This window comes from Flavobacterium sp. (genome assembly GCF_036741995.1).
GTDB lineage: Bacteria > Bacteroidota > Bacteroidia > Flavobacteriales > Flavobacteriaceae > Flavobacterium.
This window is the reverse complement of record NZ_DAINRG010000013.1, coordinates 14,175-34,710: the sequence shown is the minus strand read 5'-3', so window position 1 is coordinate 34,710 and position 20,536 is coordinate 14,175. Positions and strand designations below refer to the sequence as shown.

The following is a 20,536-nucleotide window of genomic DNA, read 5'->3' as shown; positions in this document are numbered from 1 at the left end:
TATTTTCAGTAAAACATGAGTTTCTTCTCAGAATTCACCAAAGAAGTGATTGCCACAGGAATACTTTTAGCTATTATCATTTTCCTGAGAATTGTGGTGGCTAAACTAATTCGTCGGTATGCTAAGCTGTCTTCTATTATGGAGCACAGAACGAATTTGGTAATCAAATACATTCATCTATTAATCAGTATTCTGGCGCTTTTGGGACTTATTGTAATTTGGGGCGTTCAAAAAAAGGATATTCTTTTCACTTTGTCATCTGTTACGACTGTCGTTGGTGTGGCCATGTTTGCCCAATGGTCAATTCTTAGCAATATCACTTCGGGCATTATTTTATTTTTCTTTTTTCCGTTTAGAATTGGTGATATTATCAAAGTGCATGATAAAGATTTTCCCATTCAAGCCGAAATCGAAGACATCAAAGCGTTTCATATTTACTTAAAAACCGACAAAGGGGAACGCATTACTTATCCTAACAACCTCTTGCTGCAAAAGGGAATTTCTATCATCAAACCCAAGTTCGAGGACACTGAATTTACCGATTAACGGTTAATTATGTAAATCATAGAAAAAATTCTGTAACACATTTCTATACCCGACAAGCTAATTTTGACTTAACAATACTAACAAAATTATTGTCTAATCTAATGACTTTCTTTCTTTACAAAAAACAGAAGGAAAGAGAGAATTAAATTAAAAGAATGTATTATGAGAACAACAAAATTATTTTTACTGGTAGCACTCTTTGCGGCTACAGTAAGCAGTAAGGCACAAGTTTCAGTGAATGTCAATCTAGGAACACCTCCTGTGTGGGCTCCAGCAGCTCCTGTGGAAGTAGAGTATTATTATCTTCCTGATATTCAAACTTATTATGATGTTCCAGCACGTCGCTATATTTACATGAGAAATGGGGTCTGGACTCGTACAGCGGTTCTTCCGGCTCGTTACAGAGGATACGACTTATATCATGGACAAACCGTATATTTGACTGATTACCATGGAAGAACTCCTTATGTTTTTTACAAAGAACACAGAGTCAAATATGTTGGTAAAAAATGGAAAAACAATGGTCACGATAACGGAAACCACAATGGCAATTGGAAAGGAAATGGAAACTGGAAAGGAAATGGCAAAGGTCATGGAAACGGAAATGGTAAAGGCCACGGAAAGAAATAATCTTTAAAATACCACTATAAGCAAAGGCAGGGAGTTACTCCTTGCCTTTTTACTTTTTAGCCAAATTAGCTGCCGGTTAAAACACTAATAGTCAATTAATTAAAATACTATAATTCTTAATTTTTTATTAAAAAAGCGTATTTCATCGATAATATGGTTTCTTTAGCGGATTTATGAGTGATTCTTTGTATATATTTGCAATAGATTATTATTAAAAATGCCGCTCGATATTTTTGTTAATCCCAAATCTACAAAAACATGAAAACGACTAAAATTACTTTCGCCCTGTTTATTGCACTGATATCCAACAGCATCCATTCTCAGGAAACTGCAATAAAAAAAGAATCATTACCTATGGATTCCAAAACCAACTGCTACCTGCGGTATTATTACTTTCCAAATATAGAAGCCTATTTCGATAATTTGAAAATGGTTTATTATTACAAAGAAAAAGGCAATTGGACTACTGCTCCCGAACTTCCTGAGAATTATGGTGGCTATTCATTATACAACAAAGCGCATGTGAGCATAACCAATTATGACGATGAGAATCCCTTTCAACTCATTTTGTTGCATAAAAAGATATACCCTTACAATTCCAAAGGCAGATTTGCCTATGCTACTATGAACGGCGAGTAAACCTTTATTTGATTATGATTTAGTTAAAATCAAAATAATTAAAACTCACTTTTTTATTTAATCCTTATATTTGAAGCTATTGCACCCCTAAAGATTAGAAAATGCAAAAGCTTTATTCAGTATCTGTTCTCTTTTTACTTCTTACCTTTCAGTTGGGTTGGGCACAACAGCCTCAAAAACCCAATGCTATTGAGTTATACAATCAAATACAAAAACTGAACTTCCTAGGCTCAGTTCTTTATATCGCTGCACATCCCGACGATGAAAACACGCGACTCATTGCTTATTTATCCAATGATATCAAAGCCCAAACCGGCTATTTATCGTTAACGCGCGGTGATGGCGGACAAAACCTCATTGGCTCCGAATTGCGCGAACAACTGGGAGTCATTCGTACACAAGAGCTCATCGAAGCCCGAAAAATAGACGGTGGTGAACAGTTCTTTTCCCGTGCCAATGATTTTGGTTTTTCCAAAAATCCTGATGAAACTTTGCAGATTTGGGATAAAGATCAAGTTCTTAGCGATGTCATTTGGGTCATCCGAAAATTCCAACCCGACGTCATCATCAATCGTTTCGACCATCGTTCGCCAGGAACTACTCACGGACATCATACCTCTTCGGCTATGTTGAGTTTTGAAGCTTTTGACAAAGTGAATGATGCCAATGTTTTTGCAAATCAATTGCAATACGTATCGACATGGCAACCCAAACGCTTGTTTTTCAACACTTCCTGGTGGTTTTACGGAAGCAAAGAAAAGTTTGATGCTGCCGATAAAACTAATTTAATCAATCTAAAAATCGGAACCTATTACCAATCTTTAGGCAAATCCAATCAGGAAATTGCAGCCTTGAGTCGCAGTCGCCATCAATCTCAAGGCTTTGGTTCTACCGGAACTCGTGGCGAAGAAGAGGAATATTTAGAATTCTTAAAAGGAGAAGCACCCAAAAACAAAACCAATCTTTTCGATGGTATTGATACCACTTGGAATCGTGTAAAAAACGGCAAAGCTATTGGCGATATTCTTTCGGCAGTAGAGAAAAACTTTGATTTCAAAAATCCAGCCGCTAGCATTTCGGAGCTGGTGAAAGCCTATGATTTAATTCAAAAACTAGAAGATACCCATTGGAAATCCATCAAATCGGAAGAAATTAAAAAAATCATTGCCGGTTGTGCCGGTTTGTATCTAGAAGCTGTGACTGACAATCAGGAAGCCACGCCGGGAAGCACTGTGAAAGTCAAATTGGAAGCGACCAACAGAAGCAATGCAACCATCAACTGGAATACGATGGTGACTTTTCCTAATTCGATGAATACGCAACAAATCACTCCGCTGTTGAACAACAAACCGATTACTAAAACTATTGAGCTTGAATTGCCTGACAACATGGATTACACCAATGCTTATTGGTTAAACCAAAAAGGAACCGTTGGAATGTACCGCGTGGATGATCAACAAAACATTGGAAAACCCGATATCATTCGCCAAGTGAAAGTTACTTTTATCATTGAAATCAATGGCGTTGTGATTCCTTTTGACAGAAACGTGGTGTACAAATACAATGACGACGTTAAAGGTGAAGTTTATCAACCGCTGGATATTGTTCCGGTGGCAACATCTGCTATTGCTGAGAAAGTTTATATTTTCAACAACGACAGAGACAAAACGATAACCGTAAAAGTAAAAGCCGGAAAAGACAACATCACCGGAAATGTGAAATTAGAAGTTCCCGAAAACTGGGAGGTTTCACCAACAGAAATTCCGTTTAGCATTGACAAAAAAGGACAGGAAGTTTTGGCGGTTTTTAGTGTTGCTCCATCCAAAGAAGCCAGCGAAATCAATATCAAAAGCATCGTAACCATTGATGGAAAAACCTATGACCAAAACAAAATTGACATTAACTATCCACACATTTACAAGCAAATGATTTTAAAATCGGCTGAAGCCAAAGGCATTCGCTTAAAAATTAAAACCAAAAACGAAAAAATTGCCTACATCATGGGCGTGGGTGATGAAGTACCAAAAAGCCTGGCGCAAATGGGATACGAAGTTACCATACTAAAACCGGAAGAAATCTCGGCAGAAAAATTAGAAGAATTTGATGTTGTAATGACCGGAATACGCGCTTACAATGTGTTGAATGCATTGGCTTTCAAACAGCAAACCCTGTTAGATTTTGTCAAAAACGGCAAAACGATGATAGTACAATACAACACTACGGATGATTTGGTTACCAAAGACATAGCGCCGTTTTCATTGAAAATTTCTAAAGATCGGGTGACGGAAGAAAATGCTGAAGTGCGCTTTTTGGCTCCTGACAATCAAGTTTTAAATTATCCGAATAAAATCACCGCCGAGGATTTCAAAGGCTGGAAACAAGAGCAAGGTTTGAATTATCCTAACGAATGGGATAAGAACTTCACTCCTATTCTTTCGGCCAACGACAAAGGCGAAAAACCAAAAGACGGCGCTTTACTAATTGCCAAATACGGCAAAGGAAATTACATTTATACAGGACTAAGTTTCTTCCGTGAATTGCCAGAAGGCGTGCCGGGAGCGTTTAGATTACTAGCCAACATGATAGCAATCGGGAAATAATATGGAAACAAAAAAATCATCTTGGAAAAATAGCTACACCTGGGTTTTGGTCATCAATGCTATTTATATTATCATCTTTTTTATTCTAATGCAATTATTCTTTTAGTATGCAGCAACTGGATTGGATTGTACTTTCGGCAACGCTATTGTTCATTGTTTTCTACGGAGTTTATAAAACCAAAGGAAGCAAAAACGTAGAAGATTACATTTTAGGAAATAAAGAAACTCCATGGTGGACGGTTGGTTTGTCTGTCATGGCAACCCAAGCCAGTGCGATTACTTTCCTTTCCACACCGGGACAGGCCTATCACGACGGAATGGGATTTGTACAGTTTTATTTTGGTTTGCCCATCGCCATGGTGGTGATTTCCATCACATTTATTCCCATTTACCACAAGCTCAAAGTCTTTACCGCTTACGAATATTTAGAAAAACGATTCGATTTAAAAACGCGCTCCTTTACGGCTATTTTATTCTTAATCCAAAGAGGACTGGGCACCGGATTAACCATTTATGCGCCAGCCATTATTCTTTCGTCTATCTTGGGTTGGAATCTGACGTTCCTCAATGTCATCATCGGAATAATGGTGATTATATACACTTTTGCCGGCGGAACCAAAGCGGTAAACGTTACCCAAAAGCAACAAATGTTCATCATCATGAGCGGAATGTTTATCACGTTCTTTCTCATCTTGCACTTGTTGCCCAATGACATGACCTTCTCTAATGCGCTACATATTGCAGGTGCCAATGGCAAAATGAACATATTGGATTTCTCTTTTGATCCGGAAAATCGTTATACCTTTTGGAGTGGTATCACCGGAGGTTTCTTCCTGATGCTCTCGTATTTTGGAACTGATCAATCGCAGGTGGGACGATATCTTTCCGGGAAATCAGACAGAGAAAGCCAAATGGGATTAATCATGAATGGTTTTTTGAAAGTGCCGATGCAGTTTTTCATTTTATTAACCGGAGTCATGGTATTTGTATTTTTCCAATTCAATCCGGTGCCGTTGCATTTCAATCCTATCAATAAAGATGCGGTTGAAAAGTCACAATATGCCACACAATACAACTCACTTGAAAAACAATTAGTCAATTTATCCGAAGAGAAAAAGGAATACAACTTGCTCTACATTGACCATTTAAATCAAAATTACGACAACCCAATACTTCGGAAAAAGCTGGTTTCCCTTTCCGGAAAAGAAAAAGATTTGCGCGACCAAGCCAAGGAAATCATCGAAAAGGTAGACGGCAAAGCCGAAACCAACGATAAGGATTATGTCTTTATTTATTTCATTCTGCATTACCTTCCTTCCGGTTTAATCGGGCTTTTACTGGCTGTGATTTTCTCGGCGGCGATGTCGTCCTCGGCTTCGGGCTTGACCGCTTTAGCATCAACCACTGCCATTGATATCTATAAACGAAATGTCAACGGGGAAAAATCGGAAAAGCATTTTGTAAATGCTACCAAGGCCTTTACCCTGCTTTGGGGAATCATTGCCATCCTTTTTGCCTGTGTGGGAACGTTATTTGAAAACTTGATTCAACTGGTAAACATCGTAGGTTCCATATTCTACGGAACCGTTTTAGGCGTGTTTTTGGTTGGGTTTTATATCAAATATGTGAAAGCTAATGCCATATTTTACAGCGCTATCATTAGCCAAACCACTATCTTTTTCATCTACTACTACACCATTCATATTTATCCGACTGGTCAGGAAAAACTCGGGTATTTGTGGCTTAACTTTATTGGAGCCACCCTGACGGTAGTTTTGGCAGTCATTTCCCAATTTATATTCCGGGAAAAAGAAAAAGTCATGGCATAAAAAAACCACGAATTCATTACTGAATCCGTGGTTTCCAATTGTATAAAAAATAAAATTACTTCTTACTCCATTCTTTAATACTGTCGTTATTCATTTTAACATAATCATTGTTTTTTGCTTTTTCAGAAGCGGCTAACGACAATTTTGCGGTTTCAATCGCACTTTTCTTATCTCCTAATTTAGCCTGAATTAACGATTTCATGCGCAATTGGTAAAACGGAATATCATCTCCCGGTTTTGTCATCGCGATAGCTTTATTTACATACTCTAAAGCTTTAGTCAAGTCACCATTCGATTGGTAAAAATACTGAGCGGATGAGAAATAATCTCCGGCAGTTGGTCCGGCTAAAGTCTTGTCGATACTGGCCATAGCCATTTTTTGAGTTGGTACTTCAAACTTTAAAGACACCATGGTTTTCTCCCAGGAAATATCTAAAGTAGCGCTGTCATTCGTCAAATTATTAATCGAAATGGTAAACGACTCTACAGCATTGCCTAACGCAATAGGATCAACATTCGTGGTATACGCCACATTGTTCACATTCCAGTTCTCCGGTGTTCCCCAATTATCGCTTTCAGAGTAGAAAATGATTTCCCACATATCGGCTTTTGGTGTAGTGTATAAAGCGTATTTTCCTTTCTTTAAAGTAGTGCCTTTAATTACAACATCTTCACTAAACGTAACAGTTGTATTGGCATTAGCGCCAGTTCTCCAAAGTTTTCCAAACGGAACCAAATCTCCAAATATCACTCTTCCCTTAGCACTGGGTCTCGAATAATCAACAGTTACATCTGTCAAACCCACGACTTGTGTTAGCGTGGAATGTGGACTTGGTTGTGGTGTTTTCACTTGAGCGTGAATAACATAATTAGCAATTAGCGTTGCTAAAACAAAAATAATTTTTCTCATGAGCTAGTGTTTTTGATGTTTTTCAAAATTACAAATAGTATAAGTTGGCGAATGTTAAGAATAACTTAAATATATTTTGTTTAACAAAATTAAAAAAATATTAAACAATTTTGTAATTTTACCAAAAAATGAAAATATATACACTACATACCAAACAAAACCTTCCCATTACACTCAACGAAGCTTGGGAATTTCTATCGAACCCGAAGAATCTTAAAATTATTACTCCGGATTACATGGGATTTAAAACCCTTTCGGGTGATGACAGAGCAATGTTTGAAGGACAAATTATTCAATATATCGTAACGCCTGTTATGGGCATTTCTATGAAATGGGTAACCGAAATTACTCATCTAAAAGACAAAAGTTATTTTGTAGATGAACAACGTTTCGGTCCTTATTCGCTTTGGCATCACAAACACTTTTTAAAAGAAATTCCGGGCGGTGTAGAAATGGAAGACGTCATAGATTATAAGGTACCGATGGGAATTTTGGGGCAGTTAGTACATCCTTTTTTGGTAAAACCCAAACTTGACGAAATCTTTGACTACCGTAGAAACAAACTCACAGAGATTTTTGGAGAATACAAAACCTAACAACATGAAAAACATACTTTTAATTGGCGGTTCCTATGGCATTGGTTTAGCTATAGCCAAAGAACTAAACACAGAAAACAATCTCTTTATTGCTTCTCGCACTAACGAGAATTTGAGCGAATTAAACATAACTCACCTTCCGTTTGATGCTTTAGCCGACACCTTAGACACAACTATTTTACCCGCTGTAATTGACGGATTAGTCTATTGCCCGGGAAGCATTAATTTGCGTCCGTTTCGAGGTTTAAAACCCGAAGCCTTCGAAGCCGATTTGCAAATCAATTTCATCAGCCTGATTAAGGTAATTCAAACTGTTTTACCAAATTTAATAGCTTCAGAACAATCAAGCATTGTATTGTTTAGCTCCGTGGCAGCGAGTATGGGAATGCCTTTTCATACCAGTGTAGCTGCAGCCAAAGGTGCTATTGAAGGTTTTGCCAAAGCTTTAGCAGCCGAATATGCTCCGAAAATCAGAGTGAATGTTATTGCTCCTTCACTTACGGATACGCCCTTAGCAGATAAATTTTTAAACAGCGACGAAAAAAGAGAAAAATCAGCACAACGTCATCCGTTGAAACGATTTGGCACTTCGACCGATTTGGCACAAATGGCTAGCTTTCTGTTAAGTGACAAAAGCAGTTGGATATCTGGCCAGATTTTCCATGTGGATGGAGGAATGTCAACCCTTTTAGTAAATTCCTAAATTTGTAATATGAATATTTTTTGGTTTCGCCGCGATTTGCGCCTGAATGATAACGTTGGGCTTTTTCATGCTTTAAAAAGTAATGAAGAAGTGCTACCTATTTTCATCTTTGATACTACCATACTGACACAATTGCCCAAAGACGATGCGCGTGTTACTTTTATTCAGGAGCAATTGGAAAAAATACAAAGCCAACTAAAGAAATTTGGAAAATCATTGGCTGTTTTTCACGGTGAGCCTTTTGAAATATTCAATAAAATACTTACCGAAAACGATATTAAAGCGGTTTACACCAATCACGATTACGAGCCGTATGCCCGCAAACGCGATTTAGAATTATATCATTTGTTCCAAGAATACAACATCGAATTCAAAACGAGTAAAGACCAAGTCATCTTCGAGAAAAACGAAGTGGTGAAAGACGACGGAACGCCTTATGTAGTGTACACTCCCTATTCTAATAAATGGAAAGAGAACTTTAAAAAAATTCAGCTTGTTCATTACAATTCCGAAGATTATTTAGCCCAAATCGCGCTCCACTCCTATCCTTTTTTGAACTTAAAAGAAATAGGATTTCAAAAATCAACTATTCAGGTGACACCTTATGATATTTCAAATGATTTAATCGATAATTACGAAGCGACACGCAATTTTCCGGCGATGAACAGGACTTCCTATCTCGGGATTTACCTGCGGTTTGGAGCCGTTTCCATTCGGAAAATGGTGGCTAAAGCAATTGAAAGTCAAAATGAAACTTTCTTTAAAGAACTCATTTGGCGCGAATTTTTTATGCAGATCCTTTGGCATTTTCCGCATACCATTACTAAAAGTTTCCGCCCAAAATACGATGCCATTCGTTGGGACAATAATGAAGCATTATTTCAAAAATGGTGCGAAGGCCAAACCGGTTATCCCTTTGTAGATGCCGGCATGCGAGAACTGAATGCCACCGGACACATGCACAATCGCGTGCGAATGATCGTAGCTAGTTTTTTGTGCAAACATTTATTAATTGACTGGCGCTGGGGCGAGACCTATTTTGCCAGTAAACTGTTAGATTACGAACAAGCCAGCAATGTAGGCAACTGGCAATGGGCTGCAGGTTGTGGCGTTGATGCTGCTCCTTATTTCAGAATCTTCAATCCAACAGAACAAATTAAGAAGTTTGACAAGGATTTAGAATACATCAAAAAATGGGTTCCTGAACTGAATACTTTGGAATATCCTAAACCAATTGTTGAGCACAAAGAAGCCAGAGAAAGATGTTTGAAAATTTATAAAGAAGCTGTTGGATAGCTTTAACATTAATAGTTTGATAATAAATAGTTTAGTCATTGCTTTTAGAGTACCTTTACTATTCACTTTAAATAACTATTTATGAGAAAGATTGGATTATGTTTGGGATTGATAACTGTATTAACCTTATCATCTTGCGGAAAAAAAGAAGAAAAAACAACGGATACTATTGAAAATAATACCACTACCAATACAGTCGAAACTGACACTGTAGTTGTAAAAGATACTACTCAGCCAAAAACGGACGGGACTTCAGTAAAAGTGAGCAGTGATGGTGTTAATGTTGATAGCAAAGACGTAAAAGTAGAAGTCAAAAAATAAGACTTTATTCCAATAAAAAAGCCAGTTCTCACTGGCTTTTTTTTATGCTATTACAATCACTATTCGTTCACTAATGTGGCCATTTCTTTTACCCAAATGGCATATCCTTTGGCATTCATATGGAGCTTATCTTCAATAAAGATGTCTTTTTTTGGTTCGCCATTCTCGAGCATTTTATCCCAAATATTGACAAAAGTAGCTTTCTTTTGTTGGCTTAAATACTGACTTATTAAAGTATTAGCGGCCATCATTCGGTCTTTCATTGACCATCGTAAAATACACGGTTTTATCGACACAAAAACAATCGGCGTTTCCGGAAAATGATTTCGTATGGTTTGATAAAGAGTTTTAAATCGGTCGAAAACAATTGCCGGAGTTACTTTCTCGGAGCTGGCAATGTCATTTTCGCCACAATAAATAAATATATTTTTCGGTTTGTATTTCAAAACCACATCATCCTGATAGTTAATCACGTCCAATAGCGTTGCCCCACCAAAAGCTCTGTTCACTATATTCGGATTCTTAAAATCTTCTTTCACCGATTTCCATAAACGAAACGAAGAGCTCCCAATAAACAAAACCATTCCGTCCTGCGGTTTTTGGATGCTGTCTTGGGTTCTGAAGGCTTTTATTTCATCCCAAAAAGGTTTCTCCTGCGAAGCTACCTGAAGCGAAATGAATAAAACGAATAAAGCTACTATCTTTTTCATGAGGGTTGGATTTGGCGAATGATACTGTAATTCAACTCCTTAAAATTACTGATAATTTGGTCCGCTTTGCTATAATCCTGCATTTTGGAATGAAAACTGTCATAGCCAATGCAATAAATTCCGGCAGCCTTTGCGGCTAAAATTCCGTTGGTGCTGTCTTCAATGACAATGCAATTTTCAATCGGAGTTTGTGCCAAAAATGCCGCATGCTGAAAAATCGCCGGATGCGGTTTCGATTTTGGGAAATCTTCTCCCGAAACAATATGAGAGAAATATTTGTGCAAACCAAAACGGTCAAAAATTCGATTAATAGTAACCGTCGCCGAGGAAGAAGCCAAAACCAACTGCATCCCATTGGCATACAAATCTTTGATTAAATCTTCCACACCGTCCAGCAAATACAAATCTTCTTTGTTGTCAAAAGCATCGTTGAAGAGATTGCGTTTGGTTTCTACTAAAGTCTGTACATCCTCTTCCAAATTAAATTGGGTTTTCAAACGTTCAAAGATATTCTTGGTTGAATTACCGGTAAACGAAGCGTACATCTCGGGCGTGACTTCTATATTGAGTTGTTTGAAATGTTGGTTATAGGCATAATGGTGCACCGGTTCGGTGTCAACAATCACACCATCCATATCGAAAATTACGGTTTGTATCATTTTTTAAGTTCTAAGTAGCTGAGGCGCTATGATTTTGAGTTTATTCTTCTTGTTTAAGCAAATAACGAATTACGGTTTCGGCAGCATACAAGCCAAAAAGACACGGCATATAGCTATTGGTACCATAAAATGATCTTTTATAATTGGCACCATCGGTCATTTTAAGACTGCTGGCATCTTGTATTTCGGATGAGTATACTACTTTCAGTTTATCAATTTTGATCTTTTTTAAACGCTTTCTGATGGTCTTTGCCAAATGACAATTGGTAGTATTCTTGATATTGCCCACCTTTACTTTGGAAGCGTCCATCTTTCCGCCGGCGCCCATGCTCGAAATAACTTTGACCCGTTTTCTTTTACAGGCAGTAATCAGATTCAGTTTTGGAGTTACACTGTCAATACAGTCCAGCACATAATCAAATTCGGGAGTTACGATTTCCAGCGAGCGTTCCGGTGACAGGAATTCTTCCACACGGGTTAACTTTAATTCGGGATTAATATCCATCAATCGATCCCCAACTACATGCACTTTCGGCATTCCAACTGTAGAGTGTAAAGCCGGTAATTGTCGGTTCACATTGGTAATATCAACTACATCCCCATCAACAATTGTCAAGTTTCCCACTCCGGCACGAGCCAAAAACTCTGCAGCAAAAGAACCCACACCACCCAATCCAACGACTAGGACATTAGCTTTTTTTAACTTGTTTAATCCTTCGGTTTTAAATAAAAGCTCTGCTCTTTCCTGCCATTTAGCCATGCGAATCCGTATTTAGTATTTCTGATTTTATGAGTGTAAAAATAAGCAAAAAACAGGAAGGAAAAGGTTCAAAGTAATTATGAAATGGTATTGTTTTTTCCGAAAACCTTTCGCCAATTCTCCTCTACCTGAGTTTGTAAAGCATCTATGGTGATTTTTTTATAAGAAGCGGCAAGCTCATATACTTCCTCCAAGGTTTCTTCAATCATATCAGTCTCGAGAAAGAAACGGTCATTGGGCACCGAGAGAAAGACTTCTTTCAATTCCGGGTTGCGCAACAAGTATTTGCCAAACGATAAATAAAAACCATTGTGAAGTAATTCGCGGGCTACTTGTTCGTTTTTGGAAAATCCATGAATGATTATTGGCACCGAAATATTCAATCGTTTTTTAATTTCAATCAACTCCTGAAAAGCCGCTACTAAGTGCAATACTAAAGGTTTTTGGTGTTTTTCAGCCAGAGCAATTTGCTTTTCAAATACTTCAATCTGTAGTGACAGTGGTATTTCAATGCGTTTATCTAAACCACATTCGCCCAAAGCCAGGCATTCGGGTAAGGCCAGTTTTTCATCTATAAGTTGTAAATCACTTTCCAATCGTGCTACATCAATATGCCACGGATGAATGCCAATGGAATACTGCGGAATACTGGCATCAAACTCCCAAGGATATTGATTCACCAACTCCAAAGTATTATGATTGTTGGTGTATTTGTGTGTATGAAGATTAAAATAAGGCATGTTCAAAAATACTGTAAAAGTTGCAAAGCCACAAAGAAACCAAGCTGTAAAGTTTTTTACCTTTGTTGTATCAATCATCAATCCATGCTCCTAACCGCTTTTCAACGCTATCTCAACAATTTCAAAGGCTTCACCCGCGAAATTTGGATACTGACCATCATCACATTTATCAATCGTGCCGGCACGATGGTATTGCCTTTTCTTTCGAAATACCTGAAAGAAGATTTGAGTTTTTCCTATAGTCAAGTTGGTTGGATTATGGTTTGTTTTGGTTGCGGTTCTATGATTGGTTCTTGGTTGGGCGGCAAACTTTCGGATAAAATCGGGTTTTACAAAATCATGATTTTTAGTTTGCTAACTACCGGTATTTTACTTCTTTTTGTGGAATTCATCACCAGTTTTGTCGGGCTCTGCATTGGTATGTTTTTATTAATGATTATTGCCGATATGTTCCGCCCTGCGATGTTTGTATCTATTGGCGCTTATGCCAAACCCGAGAACAGAACCCGGGCGCTGACATTAGTTCGACTAGCCGTTAATCTCGGTTTCTCTGCCGGACCAGCCTTAGGTGGTTTAATCATTATGAATATTGGGTATCGTGGTCTATTTTGGGTGGATGGCGCTACCTGTATAGTGGCCATACTAATCTTTTGGTTATTGGTAAAAGAAAAGAAGAAATCACCTTTCCTAGACAAAGAACATCCCAGCAAAGTACTCGCTCAATCGGTTTTCAAGGACAAAGCCTTTTGGGTTTTTCAGGTTACGTGTTTGGTTAGCGGAATCTTATTTTTCCAAGTCTTCACCACTATTCCGTTGTATCACGGCGAACAGTTTCATTTGACGGAATTTCAAACTGGGTTGTTACTAACGATGAATGGTTTACTGATATTCTTCCTCGAAATGCCTTTGGTAAGCTTTGTTGAACGCAAAAAAATCAACAAGATAAAAGTAGTATTTACTGGTACATTCCTGATGGCGATTAGCTTGTTTCTATTGATGTTTAAAGCCTGGGTGGGCATATTAATCGTAATGATGATCTTTATGACCTTTGGCGAAATGTTTTCTTTCCCTTTCTCCAATTCGGTTTCTTTGAGTCGGGCCCCCAAAGGACATGAAGGACGCTACATGGCCATTTACACGATGAGTTTTAGTATGGCGCACATTCTCAGTTCCAAAATGGGAATGCAAATCATTCAGGATTTCGGTTATACCACCAATTGGTTCTTTATGGGAATGCTGGGTATCGTAGGAACTCTATTTGGGCTTTGGGCTTACCGCCTAGTCAAATCAGAAAACAACTAGCTATTAATCAATTGCTTAACTTTTAATTTCTTTATGCATTCCTTAAAATTTAGTTAAATAACTATAAAAACAGTTTGTTAACTAAAAATATAGTTGTAAGTTTGATTTCAAATTAAATCATCATGCAAAAGTTAACAAACAAGGAAGAAGAAATCATGCAAATTTTATGGAAGTTAAAAAAAGCTTTCGTGAAAGATGTCTTGGCCGAAATTACCGAAGATCAACCCCACTACAATACACTTTCTACTATAATCAGAAATCTGGAAGACAAAGGTTTTGTAGCACACAATGCCTATGGAAACACACATCAGTACTTCCCCATCGTAAAAATGGAAGACTATAGAAAGCGCTTTATGAACACTGCCATTGAGACTTATTTTAATAATTCCTATAAAAATATGGTGTCATTTTTTGCTGAAGAACAAAAAATATCAGCAGAAGAATTGCGCGAGATTTTAGCCATAATCGAAAAAAAGCAATAACATGGAAACACTTTTCATTTATTTAGTCAAGTCGAGCGGATTGCTTGCTATGTTTTATTTGGCGTATTATTTTTTGGTGCGCAAAGAAACTCTTTTTAACAGCAACCGTTGGTTTTTATTAGCCGGTTTATTTACTTCGGCCTTGCTTCCGTTATTTTTTATCAAAAAGATAATTTGGGTGGAAAGACCTAAAATCTCGATGGCCGATTTGGTGGCTTATTCCCAACAAGCTACTGCAACGACTAAAGAGATACAAGCTGTTGAAGCATTTGATTGGACACAACTTATTTGGTTTGGTTACATCAGTATTGCCTTTGTCTTGGTGATTAAAATTGTGCTTAATTTACTTTCACTGTATCGAATGCTTCACAAACAGCAAATGTTTAAAAGAGAAGGATTTACCTTAGTTGACTTAGACGATAACATCTCTCCATTTTCGTTCTTTAAATACATCGTTTACAATTCTGATTTCTATACGGATGCCGAGTTGCAAAGCATCATATTACACGAACAGGTTCATAGCAAAGAACATCATTCTTTTGATGTTTTATTGGTCAAATTATTCACTGTAGTATTTTGGTTTAATCCGTTTGTTTGGCTTTATAAAAAAGCTATTTCCCAAAATCTGGAATACATTGCCGACCAAAAAGCAATTCAGCAACTCGACGACCGACAAGCTTATCAACACGCATTACTCAAAGTAGTTTCGCATCAAAACTGCTTATCCATTACCAATCATTTTTATCAATCATTAATCAAAAAACGAATCGTTATGTTAAACACCAATCAATCACACAAAAGAAATTCCTGGAAATACGCTTTAGTAATTCCAGCCCTAATTGGCTTCGTGCTGCTATTTCAGATTAAAACTATTGCGCAGGAAAAAGAGGAATCCGCTTTCATGGAAAAACTCAGAAACTCTGAGGGAATTCATATCAAAATTGACAAATCTTCCTCAGATGAAGACTTGAAAAAAGAAGCGGCCCGATTAAAAGAAGAACATGGTGTTACTTTAAAATGCACCAAAATTAAACGAAATACTTCCGGCGAAATCACTGGGATCAAAGTGGAGTTTAAAGACAAAAAGGGAAACAAAGGCACCACTCAGGTAAATGGTGATGAGCCTATAAAACCAATCCATTTCTATAAAAATGACGAAGCGATTGGATTTGGAGAGCCAAAACAAGTGAGAGTAATCACCAACATCAATCATGGCAAAAATGAAAATGCTACTAATGAGGGAGAGCCAGAAATGAGTTATGCCTATCATTTTGATGACGACAGTATTCCGGAAATTAAAGACCTTAATTTTGACTTTGATATCAACACGGATGGAGCCGATAGGATTGCTTCCAATGATGGAAATTCCAAAATAATCATCAAAAAAGACGGTAAAAAACCATTGGTAATCATCAACGGAAAAGTAGTTGAAGGCGACGAAAGTTCTTTAGATAAAGATGAATTAGAAGAACTCAAAAACGCATCCAAAATGAATGATGGAGATAGTGAAGCTACTCAAATTATCATTAATGGAAAAGACATGGCGAAAGTAAGAAGCGAAGCCATGGCCAATGCCCAAATCCAAATCAGACGGATGGGACCTCAAATGAAAAAGCAAATGGAAATGGTTAAAATCGAAAAAGACAGAGTACGCGCAGAAATGGAAAGAAGAAAACCGGAAATGGAAAAAGCAAGAAGAGAAATTGAGCTTTCAAAACCGGAATTAGAAAAAGCCAAAGCCGAAATGCTGCAAGCCAAAGAAGAAATGCTACAGGCTAAAGCCGAAATGGAGAAAGCCAAAGCTGAACTCGAAAAAGCAAAAACTGAACTTAAGAAACAAAAATCATAATTTAAAAAGACCACTTAGTTCAGTGGTCTTTTTTATTTTTGCAGAAACAATTACTGATGTACAAATTATTAGCCCAACTCAACAAACTGATTTTACCCAGTTTTACCAAACAGCAATTGGATTTGGCTAAAGCCAAAAAGTGGCAAATGGCCATTATCGGCTGGCGGTATTATGTTACCAAAAAAGCTTTAAAATGAGTTAGACTTCAGTAAGTTTTCCACAAATTCAAAATCAAATTTCCATAAAAAAAGCCCACACTTTCGTGTGGGCTTTTAATTTTTCTGTGACCTCGACTGGATTCAAACCAGTAACCTTCTGAGCCGTAATCAGATGCGCTATTCAGTTGCGCCACGAGGCCTTTTTGTGGGTGCAAATATAGTTATATTTGATAAACCTGCAAATCAAATTTGATTTTTAAACATAAAAAACGCGTGTTTTTTCAGCCTACGCCAAAACTCTTATTCTTCCTTCTTCTTATCTTCAAAACTAAATTCCCGCAATTGTGGAGCTTTGAAAAAAGTAATGGCAATTACACCCATCGTGAGGCAACCGCCAACTACAACCGCTCGCACGGTGCCCAACCAATGCGCCATAACGCCACTCTCAAAATCACCGAATTCATTAGAAGAACTTACAAACATTGTATTCACAGCCGAAACACGGCCACGCATATCATCAGGCGTTACTAATTGCAAAATGGTACTTCGAATAACCACACTGACCGCATCAAACATGCCGGAAAGTATCAGCATAACTACCGAAAGGTAAAAATTAGTTGAAATTCCGAAGATGATAATCGATAAGGCAAATCCCGTAACGCATAAAAAGAGTTTTCTTCCCGGTTTATTTTTCAATGGTAAAAAAGCCAATAATCCTAAAGTCAGCAACGCTCCTATTCCTGGTGAAGCGCGCAGGATTCCGAAACCCATTTCGTTTACGTGCAGAATTTCTTTTTGATACACCGGCAATAAGGCCACGGCTCCACCAAACAAAACCGAAAACATATCCAAGCATTGCGCTGCCAAAAGCGTTGGTGTTCGCATCACAAATCTTAATCCTTCGGCTACACTCTGTAAAACGGGTTCTTTGACTTTATTCAAAATTGGTTTTACTGTAATGGATAAAACAGGGAAAAACAAGAGCAGTTCTAATACAATCACAGCAAATAGTCCAGCAGTAATTCCTTTCCAGGCGATGAAAACTCCAGCTACCAAAGGCCCTAAGACAGAGCCCAGTTGCCATGACATACTGCTCCAACTCGTGGCATTGGCATAATGCTCGCGCGGTACCACTAATCCAAACAATGAAAACATTGATGGACTGAAGAACGAGCGCAACACGCCACCAAGGAAAACAAACAGATAGATCAAACTTACCATAGCCGTAACCGAAAGATATTGGCTGGAAACTGGCATCGCAATGACAAAAAGACAAATCGCGATCAACGCATAGCCTGTCAGACAAAGGACCACCATTTTCCGTTTTTCACTCAAATCAACAAAATGACCGGCAAATAAAGAACAGCCTATGGCCGGAATTACTTCGGAAAGTCCTACGTATCCTAAGGAAAGTTTGCTGTTGGTAATGTGATACACCCAATAATACAAAATAGTAGATTGCATATTTAGCGCAAAAATCACTCCTAAACGAGCGGTAAGAAACGATTGGAATTCCCTTATTTTGAGCGAAGGGTTTTTATAAAAAAATCCGGAAGGGGTTGATTGAGATGAGTTTTCTTTATCCATAGAGATGAAATGGCTGTTGGGATAACGTTGTAAATTTAGTGTTTTGCCACAAACCGATAATGTCCGAAATACTTTTTATCGTTATATTAACATAAACCGAATTTATATGAGGCTGAGTAACCAAATAAATTATTTAGTTTTACGGCTCAAAAAAACGACTATGTCCTCTGATTATATTATTGATCAAAAATTTGAAGATGTCTATTTTCTCGAAGCCGATATCAAATTCAAAGACTATGAAAACTGCACGTTTCACAACTGTGATTTTACCGATTGTACCTTTCAAACGGTAACTTTTGTCGATTGCAATTTCTTTGACTGCAATTTTAAAGATACCAAAATCAACTATGTTTCCTTACGCGGCGTTCAGTTTACCAAATGTGATTTTACGGCAGTTAATTTTGCCATGACCGATCAAGTGATTTATGAATTTCACTTTAAGGATTGTTTGTTGGATTATGCCAAATTCTATGCGTTGAAACTAAAAAAAATGCAGTTTGTCAATTGCAGCATGATAGCAGTTGATTTTATGGCAAGCGATCTGACCGAAGTTTTATTCGACAATTGCAATCTGCGAAGAACTGTTTTTATGGATACCATTGCCAATAAAGCTGATTTCTCTACCAGCTATGATTACACTATTGATCCGGAGAAAAACAAGCTGAAGAAAGCTGTCTTTTCAACAGAAGGTTTGAAAGGGCTTTTAGAAAAATACGATTTGATTATTAAATAAAAAAAGAGGATGTAAAATTTACATCCTCTTTTAATTTATATCCTAAAGTTATTCTTAGTTTGTCCAAGTAGTTACTTCAGCCGGATCCGTTGAGTAATCCGTCCAAGTTCCTCCTGCTGCTGTCCATTCGATATAGTCAGTCAAAGTAGAACCTTCAGAAATAGACATATTACCAGCATAATTGGCAAAAGTATTCATCACATAATGGTAATTAACTGAACCCAAATCAAAATGCATATCGAAATGATATCCACCTTGTGTATTGGTATTCCAATCAAAGCTTACATTGTAATTTCCTCCGTTTGGATCTCCTAATACAGCTGTATTAATGGTATAATCCCAAGAACCTGCAGATCCATCCATATTCTCCCAGCCTTCAACACTAAAACATTGTTGGCCTTGAGCGTTAGTCCCTACATAACTGAAATTGTATTGTGTTCCGTCATCACCATAAGAGTAAACAATGGTGTACCCTCCACTAGTCCATGTGCCAGAGGTGGCACCAGTTTTTCCGTTTGGGTTTTGCATGTAAGCCGCTGGCATAGCCATGTAAGCAGACATTTGGGATAACATTCCATAAGCTTCAGGCGCACTATTTTGCATACTAGCTGGCGCTATTTTGCTTACATCGATTGTTGAAACTTTTGGTTTAAAAGTTTGTTGGCTACTACTGTCATCTTTACTACAACTTACGGCAGTAATAACTAAACACAGAATTGATAATCTGATAAATAATTTTTTCATAAAGAGTTTGGTTTTAAAGGTTTGATAAACAAATAAAATAAAATTTTCTTTACAAAACAAAAATTAAGAAATAATTTTACCATCCTCCATGGTTATGGTTCGGTGAGTTCTTTTGGCAAAATCTGTGTCATGTGTTACAATTAATAACGTTTGATTGTGTTCTGTCGTTAATTGATTAAAAATATCAAAGACCAAATCGCTGTTTTTCTTGTCTAGATTTCCGGTAGGCTCATCTCCCATAATAATTAAGGGATTATTGATAAGTGCCCGAGCAATGGCGACTCTTTGCTTCTGTCCGCCGCTGAGTTGGTTGGGCATTTTCAGAGCTTGTTCCTGCATGTCCAACGTTTTCAGATGTTCCATTGCATTGTGCTCTACTTCTGCCTCTGAAAGTTTATTGAGTTTCAAGCCGGGCAACATGACGTTTTTCAGCACATTATATTCCGAAAGCAAATAATGAAATTGAAAAACAAACCCAATATTTTCGTTTCTAATCTGAGCCAATTCCTTATCTGCTTTTCCCGTGATTAATTCTTCGTGTATGAATAATTGTCCTTCATACTCGGTATCCATCGTAGAGAGTAAATACAACAAAGTTGATTTTCCGCAGCCCGATTTCCCAACGATGGAAACAAATTCGCCATGATTAACGCTCATGTTGATTTCTTTCAACACCTGAAATTTAATCGGGTCGTAGAAATATTTACTCAACCCTTTGACTTCTATGGTTTTGTTGCTCATC

General features: G+C 37.6%; 22 protein-coding genes and 1 tRNA gene. 14 read left to right on the top strand and 9 right to left on the bottom strand.

Going from position 1 to position 20,536, the window contains the following annotated elements:
* The first annotated feature begins 15 nt into the window (after positions 1-15).
* The 5 genes from V7D82_RS06295 (at position 16) to V7D82_RS06275 (ending at position 6,244) form a co-directional block, all read left to right on the top strand.
* A complete protein-coding gene (locus V7D82_RS06295) occupies positions 16-546 on the top strand; it encodes a mechanosensitive ion channel family protein (RefSeq protein WP_333600125.1) in 531 nt (176 codons plus the stop codon).
* Positions 547-708: 162 nt separating this feature from the next.
* Positions 709-1,176: a hypothetical protein gene (locus V7D82_RS06290; RefSeq protein ID WP_333600124.1), complete on the top strand. Its 468-nt coding sequence runs from the start codon at positions 709-711 to the stop codon at positions 1,174-1,176.
* Between the two features lie 258 nt (positions 1,177-1,434).
* The gene (locus V7D82_RS06285; RefSeq protein ID WP_333600123.1) at positions 1,435-1,815 is read left to right on the top strand and encodes a hypothetical protein; all 381 of its coding nucleotides are present in this window, start codon (positions 1,435-1,437) and stop codon (positions 1,813-1,815) included.
* 101 nt (positions 1,816-1,916) lie between these two features.
* A complete protein-coding gene (locus V7D82_RS06280; RefSeq protein ID WP_333600122.1) occupies positions 1,917-4,415 on the top strand; it encodes a PIG-L family deacetylase in 2,499 nt (832 codons plus the stop codon).
* Between the two features lie 107 nt (positions 4,416-4,522).
* The gene (locus V7D82_RS06275) at positions 4,523-6,244 is read left to right on the top strand and encodes a sodium:solute symporter (RefSeq protein ID WP_333600121.1); all 1,722 of its coding nucleotides are present in this window, start codon (positions 4,523-4,525) and stop codon (positions 6,242-6,244) included.
* A gap of 55 nt (positions 6,245-6,299) precedes the next feature.
* On the opposite strand, the gene V7D82_RS06270 is transcribed toward V7D82_RS06275, so the two are convergent.
* On the bottom strand, positions 6,300-7,154 hold the full coding sequence (locus V7D82_RS06270; protein WP_333600120.1) for a DUF2911 domain-containing protein: 855 nt from the start codon (positions 7,152-7,154) through the stop codon (positions 6,300-6,302).
* 128 nt (positions 7,155-7,282) lie between these two features.
* Between V7D82_RS06270 and V7D82_RS06265 the strand changes: the two genes are divergently transcribed.
* The 4 genes from V7D82_RS06265 to V7D82_RS06250 all read left to right on the top strand — a co-directional run bounded on the left by V7D82_RS06265 (position 7,283) and on the right by V7D82_RS06250 (position 10,070).
* Positions 7,283-7,750 carry an SRPBCC family protein gene (locus V7D82_RS06265; protein ID WP_333600119.1) on the top strand — a complete coding sequence of 156 codons (468 nt, stop codon included), beginning with the start codon at positions 7,283-7,285 and terminating at the stop codon, positions 7,748-7,750.
* Positions 7,751-7,754: 4 nt separating this feature from the next.
* Positions 7,755-8,453, top strand: a complete 699-nt coding sequence (locus V7D82_RS06260) for an SDR family NAD(P)-dependent oxidoreductase (protein ID WP_333600118.1) — start codon at positions 7,755-7,757, stop codon at positions 8,451-8,453.
* 9 nt (positions 8,454-8,462) lie between these two features.
* Entirely contained in the window at positions 8,463-9,749 is a 1,287-nt protein-coding gene (locus V7D82_RS06255) for a cryptochrome/photolyase family protein (RefSeq protein ID WP_333600117.1), read from the top strand.
* Between the two features lie 81 nt (positions 9,750-9,830).
* Positions 9,831-10,070 (top strand): hypothetical protein, encoded by a 240-nt coding sequence (locus tag V7D82_RS06250; protein WP_333600116.1) that lies wholly within the window; start codon positions 9,831-9,833, stop codon positions 10,068-10,070.
* Between the two features lie 59 nt (positions 10,071-10,129).
* Here the strand turns inward: V7D82_RS06250 and V7D82_RS06245 are convergent, their stop codons facing one another.
* The 4 genes from V7D82_RS06245 to V7D82_RS06230 form a co-directional block, all read right to left on the bottom strand.
* The gene (locus V7D82_RS06245; protein ID WP_333600115.1) at positions 10,130-10,780 is read right to left on the bottom strand and encodes a GDSL-type esterase/lipase family protein; all 651 of its coding nucleotides are present in this window, start codon (positions 10,778-10,780) and stop codon (positions 10,130-10,132) included.
* The gene (locus V7D82_RS06240; RefSeq protein WP_333600114.1) at positions 10,777-11,439 is read right to left on the bottom strand and encodes an HAD family hydrolase; all 663 of its coding nucleotides are present in this window, start codon (positions 11,437-11,439) and stop codon (positions 10,777-10,779) included. Before V7D82_RS06240 ends, V7D82_RS06245 begins: the two co-directional genes overlap by 4 nt.
* A gap of 40 nt (positions 11,440-11,479) precedes the next feature.
* Complete coding sequence (locus V7D82_RS06235; protein WP_333600113.1) at positions 11,480-12,199, bottom strand: tRNA threonylcarbamoyladenosine dehydratase; 720 nt, start codon at positions 12,197-12,199, stop codon at positions 11,480-11,482.
* 77 nt (positions 12,200-12,276) lie between these two features.
* The gene (locus V7D82_RS06230) at positions 12,277-12,939 is read right to left on the bottom strand and encodes a TatD family hydrolase (protein ID WP_333600143.1); all 663 of its coding nucleotides are present in this window, start codon (positions 12,937-12,939) and stop codon (positions 12,277-12,279) included.
* Positions 12,940-13,023: 84 nt separating this feature from the next.
* On the opposite strand from V7D82_RS06230, the gene V7D82_RS06225 reads away from it, so the two are divergent.
* From V7D82_RS06225 to V7D82_RS06210, 4 genes are all read left to right on the top strand, one after another.
* Complete coding sequence (locus V7D82_RS06225; RefSeq protein WP_333600112.1) at positions 13,024-14,241, top strand: MDR family MFS transporter; 1,218 nt, start codon at positions 13,024-13,026, stop codon at positions 14,239-14,241.
* Positions 14,242-14,363: 122 nt separating this feature from the next.
* The gene (locus V7D82_RS06220) at positions 14,364-14,723 is read left to right on the top strand and encodes a BlaI/MecI/CopY family transcriptional regulator (RefSeq protein ID WP_333600111.1); all 360 of its coding nucleotides are present in this window, start codon (positions 14,364-14,366) and stop codon (positions 14,721-14,723) included.
* Position 14,724: 1 nt separating this feature from the next.
* Positions 14,725-16,572, top strand: coding sequence for a M56 family metallopeptidase (locus V7D82_RS06215; protein WP_333600110.1), 1,848 nt, complete (start codon positions 14,725-14,727; stop codon positions 16,570-16,572).
* A 56-nt stretch (positions 16,573-16,628) separates the two neighbouring features.
* Complete coding sequence (locus tag V7D82_RS06210; protein WP_333600109.1) at positions 16,629-16,769, top strand: SsrA-binding protein; 141 nt, start codon at positions 16,629-16,631, stop codon at positions 16,767-16,769.
* An 87-nt stretch (positions 16,770-16,856) separates the two neighbouring features.
* Here the strand turns inward: V7D82_RS06210 and V7D82_RS06205 are convergent.
* Both V7D82_RS06205 and V7D82_RS06200 read right to left on the bottom strand, forming a co-directional pair.
* Positions 16,857-16,930: transfer RNA gene (locus V7D82_RS06205), tRNA-Arg, on the bottom strand.
* 100 nt (positions 16,931-17,030) lie between these two features.
* Positions 17,031-18,317, bottom strand: coding sequence for an MFS transporter (locus tag V7D82_RS06200; RefSeq protein WP_333600108.1), 1,287 nt, complete (start codon positions 18,315-18,317; stop codon positions 17,031-17,033).
* Between the two features lie 160 nt (positions 18,318-18,477).
* Between V7D82_RS06200 and V7D82_RS06195 the strand changes: the two genes are divergently transcribed.
* Positions 18,478-19,050, top strand: a complete 573-nt coding sequence (locus V7D82_RS06195) for a pentapeptide repeat-containing protein (protein WP_333600107.1) — start codon at positions 18,478-18,480, stop codon at positions 19,048-19,050.
* Positions 19,051-19,104: 54 nt separating this feature from the next.
* Here the strand turns inward: V7D82_RS06195 and V7D82_RS06190 are convergent, their stop codons facing one another.
* Both V7D82_RS06190 and V7D82_RS06185 read right to left on the bottom strand, forming a co-directional pair.
* Positions 19,105-19,794: a hypothetical protein gene (locus tag V7D82_RS06190; protein ID WP_333600106.1), complete on the bottom strand. Its 690-nt coding sequence runs from the start codon at positions 19,792-19,794 to the stop codon at positions 19,105-19,107.
* 63 nt (positions 19,795-19,857) lie between these two features.
* Complete coding sequence (locus tag V7D82_RS06185; protein WP_333600105.1) at positions 19,858-20,535, bottom strand: ABC transporter ATP-binding protein; 678 nt, start codon at positions 20,533-20,535, stop codon at positions 19,858-19,860.
* Position 20,536: the final 1 nt, after the last annotated feature.

Coding starts and splice junctions, on each gene's coding strand:
- V7D82_RS06295 (WP_333600125.1), top strand. CDS start 16: ATGAGTTTCTTCTCAGAATTCACCAAAGAAGTGATTGCCACAGGAATA.
- V7D82_RS06290 (WP_333600124.1), top strand. CDS start 709: ATGAGAACAACAAAATTATTTTTACTGGTAGCACTCTTTGCGGCTACA.
- V7D82_RS06285 (WP_333600123.1), top strand. CDS start 1,435: ATGAAAACGACTAAAATTACTTTCGCCCTGTTTATTGCACTGATATCC.
- V7D82_RS06280 (WP_333600122.1), top strand. CDS start 1,917: ATGCAAAAGCTTTATTCAGTATCTGTTCTCTTTTTACTTCTTACCTTT.
- V7D82_RS06275 (WP_333600121.1), top strand. CDS start 4,523: ATGCAGCAACTGGATTGGATTGTACTTTCGGCAACGCTATTGTTCATT.
- V7D82_RS06270 (WP_333600120.1), bottom strand. CDS start 7,154: ATGAGAAAAATTATTTTTGTTTTAGCAACGCTAATTGCTAATTATGTT.
- V7D82_RS06265 (WP_333600119.1), top strand. CDS start 7,283: ATGAAAATATATACACTACATACCAAACAAAACCTTCCCATTACACTC.
- V7D82_RS06260 (WP_333600118.1), top strand. CDS start 7,755: ATGAAAAACATACTTTTAATTGGCGGTTCCTATGGCATTGGTTTAGCT.
- V7D82_RS06255 (WP_333600117.1), top strand. CDS start 8,463: ATGAATATTTTTTGGTTTCGCCGCGATTTGCGCCTGAATGATAACGTT.
- V7D82_RS06250 (WP_333600116.1), top strand. CDS start 9,831: ATGAGAAAGATTGGATTATGTTTGGGATTGATAACTGTATTAACCTTA.
- V7D82_RS06245 (WP_333600115.1), bottom strand. CDS start 10,780: ATGAAAAAGATAGTAGCTTTATTCGTTTTATTCATTTCGCTTCAGGTA.
- V7D82_RS06240 (WP_333600114.1), bottom strand. CDS start 11,439: ATGATACAAACCGTAATTTTCGATATGGATGGTGTGATTGTTGACACC.
- V7D82_RS06235 (WP_333600113.1), bottom strand. CDS start 12,199: ATGGCTAAATGGCAGGAAAGAGCAGAGCTTTTATTTAAAACCGAAGGA.
- V7D82_RS06230 (WP_333600143.1), bottom strand. CDS start 12,939: ATGCCTTATTTTAATCTTCATACACACAAATACACCAACAATCATAAT.
- V7D82_RS06225 (WP_333600112.1), top strand. CDS start 13,024: ATGCTCCTAACCGCTTTTCAACGCTATCTCAACAATTTCAAAGGCTTC.
- V7D82_RS06220 (WP_333600111.1), top strand. CDS start 14,364: ATGCAAAAGTTAACAAACAAGGAAGAAGAAATCATGCAAATTTTATGG.
- V7D82_RS06215 (WP_333600110.1), top strand. CDS start 14,725: ATGGAAACACTTTTCATTTATTTAGTCAAGTCGAGCGGATTGCTTGCT.
- V7D82_RS06210 (WP_333600109.1), top strand. CDS start 16,629: ATGTACAAATTATTAGCCCAACTCAACAAACTGATTTTACCCAGTTTT.
- V7D82_RS06200 (WP_333600108.1), bottom strand. CDS start 18,317: ATGGATAAAGAAAACTCATCTCAATCAACCCCTTCCGGATTTTTTTAT.
- V7D82_RS06195 (WP_333600107.1), top strand. CDS start 18,478: ATGTCCTCTGATTATATTATTGATCAAAAATTTGAAGATGTCTATTTT.
- V7D82_RS06190 (WP_333600106.1), bottom strand. CDS start 19,794: ATGAAAAAATTATTTATCAGATTATCAATTCTGTGTTTAGTTATTACT.
- V7D82_RS06185 (WP_333600105.1), bottom strand. CDS start 20,535: ATGAGCAACAAAACCATAGAAGTCAAAGGGTTGAGTAAATATTTCTAC.